Below are 11436 nucleotides of genomic sequence, written 5' to 3'. Positions count from 1 at the left end.
CCCGGCGGCTTTTTCTGTAATGTAAGTAAAAACTTACCTATGTGGTCAGTATCTGCAATTTTCATAAATTACCTATTAATTTATACATGCTCCAATGGGGCCACAGGTATGAAACCTGAAGTTGAGTATCATCTAAAAATTTGGAAAATGGGCTGAGGACGGCGTGAAACCCGTCCTGTCAGAGGGGTCAAACATGTTGGGTTTAGGCAAGTCAGCGGAAGCGCGCCATGTGGTGGATGCCATATCGCGATCGCAGGCCGTGATCGAATTCGATCTTACGGGAAACATTCTCTACGCGAACGAAAACTTCTGTCGCGCCTTGGGCTACAGCCTGGCCGAGATAAAGGGAAAGCACCACCGCATCTTCTGCGATCCCGACTATGTCACATCAGCCGAGTACCGAGATTTCTGGGCCAATCTCGCTGCGGGAAAATTCGACGCGGGAGAGTATAGGCGCATCACTAAAGCGGGCGGCGACGTCTGGATTCAGGCGTCCTACAATCCGGTCTTCCGCTCCGGCAAGCCTTACAAGGTCGTCAAGTTCGCGGCCGATATCACCGCAGCCAAGCTCAAGGCTACCGATGATGCGGGCAAGCTTACGGCGCTGGACCAGTCGCAGGCGATCATCGAATTCACGCCGGAAGGCGAGATCCTGACTGCCAACGAAAACTTCTGTCGTGGGCTCGGCTACGAGCTTTCCGAAATCAAGGGCCGTCATCACCGGATGTTCTGCGACCCGGCCTATGCGGCTTCCCCGGAGTATGCTGCCTTCTGGCGCAGGCTTGCGGCGGGAGAGTTCATTGCCGATGAATTCGTGCGCTATGGAAAGGGTGGCCGGGAAATATGGATTCAGGCCGCTTACAATCCGATTCGGGACATGAACGGACAGGTGAGCAAGGTGGTGAAGTTCGCCACCGACGTCACTCCACGCATGAGCGCCATCGACGAGCTTGGAAACGGTTTGCAGGATCTCGCGGAAGGAAAGCTTGCCCAGAAGCTCGAACGACCCTTCGTGCCCAGCATGGAGAAGACCCGGCATGACTTCAATGCCGTCGCGGCAAAGCTTCGCGATGCCATGCAGACGGTTGCGGAAAACGCCTCGGCGATCGCCGCCGCTTCGGGCGAGATTCGCGACGCTTCCGACGAGCTTGCACGGCGAACAGAGCAGCAGGCGGCGTCGCTCGAAGAAACCGCCGCCGCCCTTGACCAGATCACGACGACGGTGGCCGATGCCAGCCGGCGCGCAGACGAGGCTGGGCGGCTGGTGACCCACACCAAGGAGAATGCCGAACAATCCGGCCTTGTCGTTCGGGATGCGATCACCGCCATGGATCAGATCGCCCAATCCTCCCGCGAGATCACCAATATCATATCGGTGATCGACGAGATCGCCTTCCAGACCAACCTTCTGGCGCTGAATGCCGGGGTGGAGGCTGCCCGGGCCGGGGAGGCCGGCAAAGGCTTTGCGGTCGTGGCGCAGGAAGTGCGCGAACTTGCCCAGCGCTCTGCAAGCGCCGCAAAGGAGATCAAGACGCTCATCAACACGTCGAGCCAACTCGTTTCCAACGGTGTCGATCTGGTTGGCCAAACAGGAACGGCACTTCGCGAAATCGTCGGCCAGGTTGCGGAAATCCACGGCAATGTCGCTGCGATCGTCGAAGCCTCGCGGGAGCAATCGACCGGGCTGAAGGAGATCAATCATGCGGTCAACCTGATGGATCAGGCGACCCAGCAGAACGCCGCGATGGTGGAAGAGACCACGGCAGCCAGCCACTCGCTTGCGGGTGAAGCCGAAAGCCTGCGGAAGCTTCTCGCTCAGTTCGATATCGGCGATATGCGCAGGGAAGAAAGCCCACGCGCCCAGCATACGCTCCAAACACGCGCCGCCTGACGCCGCTGTAGGCGTGAATACAAAAAAGGCGGCCCAAGGCCGCCTTTTTCCTTTGCCGGGGTTCTTAACCGAACAGAGCTAAGCTGCTCTTCAACGTTACCCAAATACCCCAGAGAAGCGGGATTCCGACGACGGCCCAGGCGAGTGCCGCCTTGGTATCGAGCCCGCCTTTGCCGATGCCGAAAGAACCGGTCGGGCCGGCATTCGCCGCAGCGGTCCTGGCCTGCAGGGCAGCGACTTCCTCATCCGGCATGAACCACTTTTCCGAGAGCGGCCGCACCAACGCATTGGCGATGAGGCCGAGCGCCAGCATGCCGGCGAGGATATACATGGTGCCGGTATAAAGCGCGGGCCCCGGCGCCACGCCCGCCGCGATCTGCGCTTCGCGGATGTAGTTCACGACCACCGGACCGACGATGCCGGCCGTCGCCCAGGCCGTCAGTAGACGCCCATGGATGGCGCCAACGAACTGCGTGCCGAAGATATCGGCGAGATAGGCCGGAATAGTCGCGAAGCCGCCGCCATACATGGACAGGATGATGCCGAAGGCGAGCACGAAGAGCGCCTTGCTGCCCATGTCGGCAAGCGTCGGAGCCGCCGCATAGAGCACGATGCCGATGATGAAGAAGGCATAATAAGTGTTCTTGCGGCCGATCTTGTCGGAAAGCGATGCCCAGAAGAAACGCCCTCCGATGTTGAACAGCGACAGGAGGCCGGTGAACCCCGCCGCGATGGCGGCGATCTGCGCCTTTTGTCCGGCGTCAAGCTGCGAGAAGGAAAGATCCGGGAGGCCGATCAGCGAGCCCGCGAAGATTTCCTGCAGCATCGGTGAGGCCATGCCGATGACCCCGATGCCGGCCGACACGTTCAGGCACAGCACCGCCCAGATCAACCAGAACTGCGGGGTCTTGTGCGCGTCGCGAAGGTGGACATGCTTATGGGTGATCATAGCCTTGCCGTTGTTGGCCGGAGGTGTCCACCCGTCCGGACGCCAGCCAGCCGGCGGAATGCGATAGCCGAAGGCGCCGCCCATCATGAAGGCGAAGTAGATGACCGCCATGACGATGAAGGTCTGCCAGACACCGACGGAGATATCGGTCTTGAAATAATTCATGAGAATATTGGCGAGCGGAGCGCCGATCATGGCACCGCCGCCGAAGCCCATGATGGCCATGCCAGTCGCCATGCCGCGGCGGTCCGGAAACCATTTGATGAGGGTCGAGACCGGCGAGATATAGCCGAGCCCGAGGCCGACACCGCCAATGACCCCGGCGCCGAGCCACATCAGCCAGAGCTGATGCGTCATCACGCCGAGAGCCGCGACCAGAATGCCGCCGCACCAGCAGCAGGCTGAGACGAAGCCGGCCTTCCGCGGACCTACCCGCTCGAGCCAGCCGCCCCAGATCGCCGCCGAGCATCCTAGCAACACGAAGAAAAGCGTATAGATCCAACCGAGGTCGGCAACACGCCAGTTACATGTCGTTGTGAAGAGAGCGGAAAGCAGGTTCAGGCTGCTACATGATGGATCAGGCGTTCCGGGTATCGCCCGCGAGAGCGGTAACCAGAATACGCTGAAGCCGTAAGCCATCCCGATGCAAAGATGGATGGCCAAAGCCGCCGGCGGCACGAGCCAGCGGTTGAAGCCTGCTTTTGCGACAATACGTTCCCTATCGAGGAGCCCGACATTGCCTGTCAGGCCCTCGTCCGTTGTTCCTGCAAATGCCATTAACAATACCCTCCTCTGGAATGTCGTGACTGAAGATCGTCACCCGTCCGGGCTTGTCCCCGACCGGCGGGTGCATTCACGCAGCGCTTTCCGGCCTGTTCGGCCAGGAAAGCGGTTCATTCGCTACCGGCCCCCTGCCGCTAGATCATTCTCGGCAGCGCCTTGTCCGACACCGCTCGCAGGGCCGACCTTATCCTCCGGTCTGCGGATCAACACGGAGGCCTCGATCACCAGCGGCAGCAAACCCTCGCCGCCCCGGTCGAGATGCTCGAAGAACTGCCGCCGCATGCGCGGCTCCCAGAACTTGTTGATATGCGTGGCAACTCCCTCAACCCGAACCTCTTCCGGCTGCGACATGAAGAAAGTGGCGATCTGGTTCGCCATACGGATCAGCTTGTCGTGGGTCTGGTCATGCGACATCGGCAACTGCTCCGGTACTGACGCGATCGCTGCGCGTGAAAATCTCGAAATCCTCGCCACGGGTCAGCGCGATCAGCGTCATGCCCGCGGTTTCCGCGGTGCGGATCGCGAGCGCCGTAGGCGCGGAAATGGCGATCAGAACCGACGACCCTATGATCGCGGCCTTCTGCACCATTTCCACGGAAATGCGGCTGGTCACGACGACCACGCCACCGGCCCCATCGAGCCCCTGGCTGAGGACCGCACCCGCGAGCTTGTCGAGCGCATTGTGCCGGCCGACATCTTCGCGAACCGCCAGAAGCCCCTCGCCGGGCACGAAAAACCCCGCGCCATGAACCGCATGGGTCTGCGCATTCAGAACCTGTGCGCCTCCGAGCGCTGCTGCAGCCTCGGCGATATCCCGTGCTGAAAGCGTCACGCTGCCCGCCGAGACATCCGGCACCGGCCGCACGGCCTGCTCGATCGATTCGATACCGCAAAGACCGCAACCGACCGGCCCGGCCATATGCCGCCGCCGCGCGCGCAGCGCCTCCTCCCTCTCCTGGGCAAGAGTAACCTGCACATCGAGTCCCGGACCTTCCTCGATCACGTTGATCGCCTCGATTTCCGCCGCCGATGCAATAATGCCCTCCGTCAGGCTGAAGCCCACCGCGAAATCCTCGAGATCCGCCGGTGTGCCCATCATCACCGCATGGGTAGATCCGTCATAGGAGAAAGCTATCGGCACTTCCTCCGGCACCACCCGCGAGCCTCGGCGGATCACGCCATTGCGTCGCGTAATCTCGAGAGCTGTTGCGATGGTGGCCGGCATCACTCCGCAGCCTCCAGCTTGCCGGCGATGCGGCGCGACCGACGTGACAGTTCCTCGTAATCTTCCTGCCACTCGGTCGGACCGTTGGAAGGTGAGACCTGCACTGCCGTCACTTTGTATTCCGGACAATTGGTCGCCCAGTCGGAGAAGTCCGTGGTGATGACGTTCGCCTGCGTGTCGGGATGGTGGAAGGTCGTATAGACCACGCCCGGCGCCACGCGATCAGTGATGAGGGCGCGCAGCGTCGTATCGCCCGAGCGGCTGGCGAGCTTGATCCAATCGCCTTCCTTGATGCCGCGTTGCTCGGCATCGTGCGGATGAATTTCCAGCCGGTCTTCCGCATGCCAGGCGACGTTTTCCGTACGCCGGGTCTGAGCGCCGACGTTGTATTGGCTAAGGATGCGGCCGGTGGTCAGCAGCAGCGGGAAGCGCGGGCCGGTCTTCTCGTCCGTCGGCACATATTCCGTGCGGATGAACTTGCCCTTGCCACGGACGAAGCCGTTGACATGCATGATCGGCGAGCCTTCCGGGAACTTCTCGTTGCAAGGCCACTGAACAGAGCCCATCTTTTCGAGATAGTCGTAGGAGACCAGCGCGAAGCTCGGCGTCGTCGCCGCGATCTCGTCCATGATCTCGGACGGATGCGTGTAATTCCAGGCAAGCCCCATCGCCTGCGCCAGCTTCTGGGTGACTTCCCAATCCGCATAGCCGTTCTTCGGGCTCATGACCTTGCGAACGCGGTTGATGCGGCGTTCGGCATTGGTGAACGTGCCATCCTTTTCCAGGAAGGTGGAACCCGGCAGGAAAACGTGGGCGTAATTGGCGGTCTCGTTGAGGAAGAGATCGTGGACAACGACGCATTCCATCGCTGCGAGGCCGGCAGAGACATGCTTGGTGTCCGGGTCGGACTGCAGGATATCCTCGCCCTGGATATAGATGCCCTTGAAAGTGCCTTCGACAGCGGCATCCAGCATATTGGGAATGCGCAGACCCGGCTCGTTGTTGAGCGTGACGCCCCAGAGCTTCTCGAAGGTCTCGCGCGTGGCATCGTCCGAGATGTGGCGATAGCCCGGAAGCTCGTGCGGAAAGGAACCCATGTCGCATGAGCCCTGCACATTGTTCTGGCCGCGTAGCGGGTTCACGCCGACACCCGGGCGGCCGATATTGCCGGTTACCATGGCAAGATTGGCGATCGCCATGACCGTGGTCGAGCCCTGGCTGTGCTCGGTGACGCCGAGACCGTAGTAGATCGCGCCATTTCCGCCGGTGGCGTAGAGACGGGCCGCACCCCGGACGAGCTCGGCCGGAACGCCGGTATATGTCTCGGCAGCTTCCGGGCTGTGCTGCTCTTCGGAAACGAAGGCCGCCCAATCCTCGAATTCGGACCAGTCGCAACGCTCGCGGATGAATTTCTCGTCGAACAGGCCTTCCGTGACGATGACATGCGCCAGCGACGTCAGCACGGCGACATTGGTGCCGGGTTGCAACGGCAAGTGATAGGAGGCCTCCACATGCGGCGTCTTGACGAGGTCGATACGGCGCGGATCGATGACGATCAGCTTGGCGCCCTGGCGAAGCCGCTTCTTGAGCCGCGAGCCGAAGACCGGATGCCCATCGGTCGGATTGGCGCCGATGACGATGACGACATCGCTCTGTTCGACGGAATCGAAGTTCTGCGTGCCGGCCGATGTACCGAAGGCCTGGCCGAGACCGTAACCGGTCGGCGAATGGCAGACGCGGGCGCAGGTATCCACGTTGTTGTTGCCGAAGCCCGCGCGGATCAGCTTCTGGACGAGGAAGGTTTCCTCGTTCGTGCAGCGCGAGGAGGTGATGCCGCCGATCGAATCGCGGCCGTATTGATATTGGATGCGCCGGAATTCGGATGCCACATACGCGAAAGCCTCCTCCCAGGTGACCTCGCGCCAGGGATCGGTGATCTTTTCACGGACCATCGGATTGAGGATGCGGTCCTTGTGGGTGGCATAGCCATAGGCGAAGCGGCCTTTGACGCAGGAATGGCCGCGGTTCGCCTGGCCATCCTTATAAGGCACCATGCGCACCAACTCCTCGCCGCGCATTTCCGCCTTGAAGGAGCAGCCGACGCCGCAATAGGCGCAGGTGGTGACCGCCGAATGTTCCGGCTGGCCGATGTCGATGACCGACTTTTCCGTCAGCGTCGCCGTCGGGCAGGCCTGTACGCAGGCGCCGCAGGAAACGCATTCGGAATCAAGAAAATGCTCGTGCATGCCGGGCGAGACGCGCGACCCGAAGCCCCGCCCCTCGATCGTCAGCGCAAACGTGCCCTGCACTTCCTCGCAGGCGCGCACGCAACGGGAGCAGACGATGCACTTGGAAGGATCATAGGTGAAATACGGATTCGACTCGTCCTTCGGCATCCACTTGGCGTTGACCTCGCCATTGTTGCGCGCCTTGACGTGGTTATCGCCCTCATAGCCGTAGCGTACATCGCGAAGGCCTACGGCGCCGGCCATGTCCTGCAGCTCGCAGTCGCCATTGGCGGCGCAGGTGAGACAGTCGAGCGGGTGGTCGGAGATATAGAGCTCCATCACGCCTTTGCGTATGTCCTTCAGCCGTCCCGTCTGCGTGTGGACGATCATGCCCGGCGTGACCGGCGTGGTGCAGGAAGATGGCGTACCGTTGCGGCCTTCGATCTCCACGAGACAGAGGCGGCAGGAACCGAACGCGTCGACCATATCCGTCGCGCAGAGCTTCGGCACCTTGATGCCTGCCTCCATGGAGGCGCGCATGATGGAGGTGCCTTCCGGCACGGTGATCTCACGCCCGTCGATGGTCAGCGTCACCTGGGCTTCGGATTGGGAAGCGGGCGTTCCGTAGTCGATTTCTTGGATCAGGGACATGGTGTCACTCCGCCGCTTCGATGAGGGGTGTTGGGGCGAAATCCTCCGGGAAATGCGTCATCGCGCTCATCACCGGATAGGGCGTGAAGCCGCCAAGCGCACAGAGAGAACCGAACTTCATCGTGTTGCAGAGGTCGGCCAGAAGCTCGCGATTCTTCTCGGGCTCGATGCCTTGGGCGATCTTATCCGCCGTTTCGACGCCTCGGGTCGAGCCTATGCGGCAGGGCGTGCACTTGCCGCAGCTTTCGATAGCGCAGAACTCCATGGCAAACCGCGCCTGCTTCAGCATATCCACGGCATCGTCGAAGACTGTGATCCCGGCGTGACCGATCAGACCATCCCTTGCTGCAAAAGCCTCGTAGTCGAACGGCGTATCGAACAGTGCGCGCGGGAAATAGGCCCCGAGCGGCCCGCCCACCTGCACCGCCTTCACCGGCCGGCCCGTCGCCGTGCCGCCACCGCTCCTATCGACGATCTCTCCAAGCGTAAGGCCGAAAGCCGTCTCGAAAAGCCCGCCATGCCTGACGTTACCGGCGATCTGGATCGGGATCGTGCCGCGAGACCGGCCCATGCCGAAATCACGATAGAAGGCGGCACCCCTCTCCATGATGACCGGGACGGAGGCCAGCGAAATGACATTGTTGACCACTGTCGGCCGGCCGAGGAAGCCTTTCAGCGCCGGCAGCGGCGGCTTTGCGCGCACGATGCCGCGCTTGCCCTCCAGCGAATTGAGGAGCGAAGTCTCCTCGCCGCAGACATAGGCGCCGGCGCCGGAGCGGATCTCGATGTCGAAGGCGTATGAGGAACCCATGACGGAGGAGCCGAGAATACCGGCTTCGCCAGCGATCCTGATCGCTTCGGTCATCGTCGCGATCGCATGCGGATATTCCGAGCGGGTATAGACGTAACCCTTGGTGGCGCCGGTCGCGATGCCTGCGATAATCATGCCTTCGATCAGTACGAAGGGATCGCCCTCCATGATCATGCGGTCGGCAAAGGTGGCGCTATCGCCCTCGTCGGCATTGCAGACGATGTATTTCTGCGGCCCCGCCGCATCCATCACCGTCTTCCACTTGATGCCGGTCGGAAAGCCTGCGCCGCCGCGGCCGCGAAGCCCGCTGTCGGTGACTTCCTTCACGATATCCGCGGGGGTGGTCGCGATGGCCTTCGCAAGACCCGCAAAGCCGCTGTGCTTGCGATAGTCCTCGATCGAGAGCGGATCGGTGATTCCGCAACGCGCAAAGGTCAGGCGTGTCTGCTGACGAAGGAACTCGATCTCCTCCGTCAGCCCGAGACAGAGTGGATGAGGTGCGCCGCTCAGCAGGCCTGCATCGAAGAGGCTTGCCACATCGCCGGCCTTCACGGGACCGTAGGCGATGCGCCCACGATCGGTTTCGACTTCGACCAGCGGCTCCAGCCAGAACATGCCGCGCGACCCGTTGCGCACGATCTTGGCGTCGAGGCCACGCGCCTCGATCTCCCGGGCGACTGCTTTCGCCACCTTCTCGGCGCCGAGCGCGAGCGCTGCTGCGTCACGCGGAACGAATATCGTCACCGTCATCGGCGAACCTCCGCAACGATTTCGGAAAGACAGTGCTCATCGACCCGGCCGTAGACTTCATCATCGAGCATTGCAGCGGGCGCACAGGCGCATAAGCCGAGACAGAAGACTGGCTCCAGCGTCACAGCTCCGTCACGCGTCGTTTCATGGAAGTCGATGCCGAGAAGCTGCTTCACGCGCTCTGCAATCCCGTCGCCACCCATCGATTGGCAAGCCTCCGCGCGACAGAGCTTCAGCACATGCCGGCCGGCCGGATGATCGCGGAAATCGTGATAGAAGGTGACGACGCCATGCACCTCGGCGCGCGACAGGTTGAGCTCGTTTGCGATGATCGGCTTCACCTCGTCCGGCACATAGCCGAATTCCGCCTGGATCGCATGCAGGATCGGCAGCATCGGGCCTTCAAGATGCTTCAGATCCCTGATGATCTGAAGCGACCGCTCAGCAAGGTCGCCGGCGGAAACGCGTATGTTCATGTCTCATTGCCTCCCGGCTGGTCCAGAAACGGCGCGAGGAGCGCCGTCCGGAACAGGACGCGGCGAAGCTGTCCGACAATCTTACTTCGCCGACTGTGATGGAATGTCACAACAGGGAGGCGCAACCGTCAATAAAGGAGATCGGTTACGCGATAGAAAAAAACTATCAAGCCATGGCCGCCGGCGTGAGGCTACGCGCCTGATGAAGCAGGGCGGAAACCAGAGGCGTAAACGGCTCGCGATGGGTCGCCACCAGCCCGACGATGTGGCTCGCCTCCGGACCAACGATCGGAATGGTGCGAATCTGCTTCGAAAACCCAAAGGATCGGGCGACATTGCGGGGCATGATGCTGGCCCAGCGACCGGTCCCCACATGCGAAAGCAGCACCACCATGGAGTTCGACTCGAGCATCGGCTTTATCGTCACTCCGGCCTCAGCGAGATGCTGGTTGATGATCCGCCGGTTCTGCATGTCCGGCGTCAATAGACAAAGCCTAAGATCGGCCATTTCCTTCCAGGTGACCTGCTCGCGGTCGGCATATTGCGTGCCCACCGCCGTCACCAGATTGTAGCGTTCGGCATAGAGAGGCACGCTGGTGACGCGGCCGAGCGGCTCGTTGTCCAGATAGGTGATGCCCGCGTCGATCTCGAAATTGTCGAGTTGGGAAAGCACCTGCAGCGAGTTGCGGGATACGACCGAGAACGTCACGTCGGGATGCTTTTCCTGGAAAGGCTCTGTGAGTCGCGGGATCATCGCCAGCGCGGTGGGGATGGAGGCGAGACGGATATGCCCGGCAAGGCCTTTCCGGGCAGCACGCATCTCCTCGCGCATGGTGCGGGCATCGCCGACAATTCGCCGCGCCCATTCCAGCACCCGCTGCCCTTCGGGCGTCAGGCCCTGGAAGCGCGAACCGCGAACCACAAGCTGCACACCGAGCTGATCCTCGAGCTGCCGGATGGCAGCCGAAAGCGACGGTTGCGTAATACCGCACTCTTCCGCCGCGCGGCCGAAATGGCCTTCACGAGCCAATGCAATGAAGAATTCCAGCTTGTCGATCATCGGCGCTCTCCCATGCAAGGGCTATCGCGTTCCGACCCTTGATACAACTGCGCGCCGAAGCCCAATCGTTCCCCCGATCGGCAAATGGCCTGCACCTCGCGACGATGAAAAGGAAAAAGGCGGCTTTTCAGCCGCCTTGATGAATTCCCATTTTGCCCTGATCAGGCCGGCAGGATTGCGCCGTGCAGATCCGTCAACTGCGCCAGATATTCCTCGAGCTTCGTCTTGTGCTCGTGGCTGGTCGCCGCATTGACATCGGCCTGGGTTGCCTCGATGCGCTTCTGAAGCGTCTCGCGGTTGATCTCGCTCATCGGCACGGCCGCCTCGGCAAGGAGCGTGCAGCCGGTCGGGAGGATATCGGCGAAACCGCCGAACACCACGTATTGGTTCGTCTGTCCCGAGGCCAACTTCACCGTGACGATGCCGGGCTTGACCGTGGTCATCGTGGGCGCGTGGTTGGCCAGAACCGTCATTTCGCCAAGCGTTGCCGGGATGACGACTTCCGTAGCCTTCTCCGAGACAAGCAGGCGCTCCGGCGAAACCAGTTCAAAGTTGAAAGCGTCGGCCATAGCGGTTCACTTCTTCACGTGTTGCATGCAGAGGCGGGGGGGG

The 11436-nt window shown here is 61.6% G+C and carries 8 protein-coding genes and 1 pseudogene; 1 reads left to right on the top strand and 8 read right to left on the bottom strand.

The window, feature by feature from the left end; genetic code table 11:
- Positions 1–193: 193 nt before the first annotated feature.
- Positions 194–1873, top strand: a pseudogene (locus ACE04I_RS01300) (methyl-accepting chemotaxis protein); the annotation flags it as partial.
- Positions 1874–1955: 82 nt separating this feature from the next.
- On the opposite strand, the gene ACE04I_RS01295 reads toward ACE04I_RS01300, so the two are convergent.
- The 8 genes from ACE04I_RS01295 to ACE04I_RS01260 form a co-directional block, all read right to left on the bottom strand.
- On the bottom strand, positions 1956–3617 hold the full coding sequence (locus ACE04I_RS01295; protein ID WP_046796313.1) for an OFA family MFS transporter: 1662 nt from the start codon (positions 3615–3617) through the stop codon (positions 1956–1958).
- A 123-nt stretch (positions 3618–3740) separates the two neighbouring features.
- Positions 3741–4037, bottom strand: a complete 297-nt coding sequence (locus ACE04I_RS01290; protein ID WP_082118443.1) for a formate dehydrogenase subunit delta — start codon at positions 4035–4037, stop codon at positions 3741–3743.
- Positions 4027–4848, bottom strand: a complete 822-nt coding sequence (gene fdhD, locus ACE04I_RS01285; protein WP_487206416.1) for a formate dehydrogenase accessory sulfurtransferase FdhD — start codon at positions 4846–4848, stop codon at positions 4027–4029. The genes ACE04I_RS01290 and fdhD overlap by 11 nt, the downstream gene beginning before the upstream one ends.
- The gene (gene fdhF / locus ACE04I_RS01280; protein WP_487206415.1) at positions 4848–7727 is read right to left on the bottom strand and encodes a formate dehydrogenase subunit alpha; all 2880 of its coding nucleotides are present in this window, start codon (positions 7725–7727) and stop codon (positions 4848–4850) included. Before fdhF ends, fdhD begins: the two co-directional genes overlap by 1 nt.
- A gap of 4 nt (positions 7728–7731) precedes the next feature.
- The gene (locus tag ACE04I_RS01275) at positions 7732–9288 is read right to left on the bottom strand and encodes a formate dehydrogenase beta subunit (RefSeq protein WP_487206414.1); all 1557 of its coding nucleotides are present in this window, start codon (positions 9286–9288) and stop codon (positions 7732–7734) included.
- Positions 9285–9764, bottom strand: a complete 480-nt coding sequence (locus tag ACE04I_RS01270; protein ID WP_487206413.1) for a formate dehydrogenase subunit gamma — start codon at positions 9762–9764, stop codon at positions 9285–9287. Before ACE04I_RS01270 ends, ACE04I_RS01275 begins: the two co-directional genes overlap by 4 nt.
- 166 nt (positions 9765–9930) lie before the next feature.
- Positions 9931–10824 carry a LysR family transcriptional regulator gene (locus ACE04I_RS01265; RefSeq protein ID WP_046796308.1) on the bottom strand — a complete coding sequence of 298 codons (894 nt, stop codon included), beginning with the start codon at positions 10822–10824 and terminating at the stop codon, positions 9931–9933.
- A gap of 161 nt (positions 10825–10985) precedes the next feature.
- Positions 10986–11393 (bottom strand): F0F1 ATP synthase subunit epsilon, encoded by a 408-nt coding sequence (locus ACE04I_RS01260; protein WP_046796307.1) that lies wholly within the window; start codon positions 11391–11393, stop codon positions 10986–10988.
- Positions 11394–11436 lie beyond the last annotated feature (43 nt).

The organism is Rhizobium moroccans (assembly GCF_057559155.1).
This window is presented reverse-complemented; position numbering and strand designations above follow the sequence as displayed.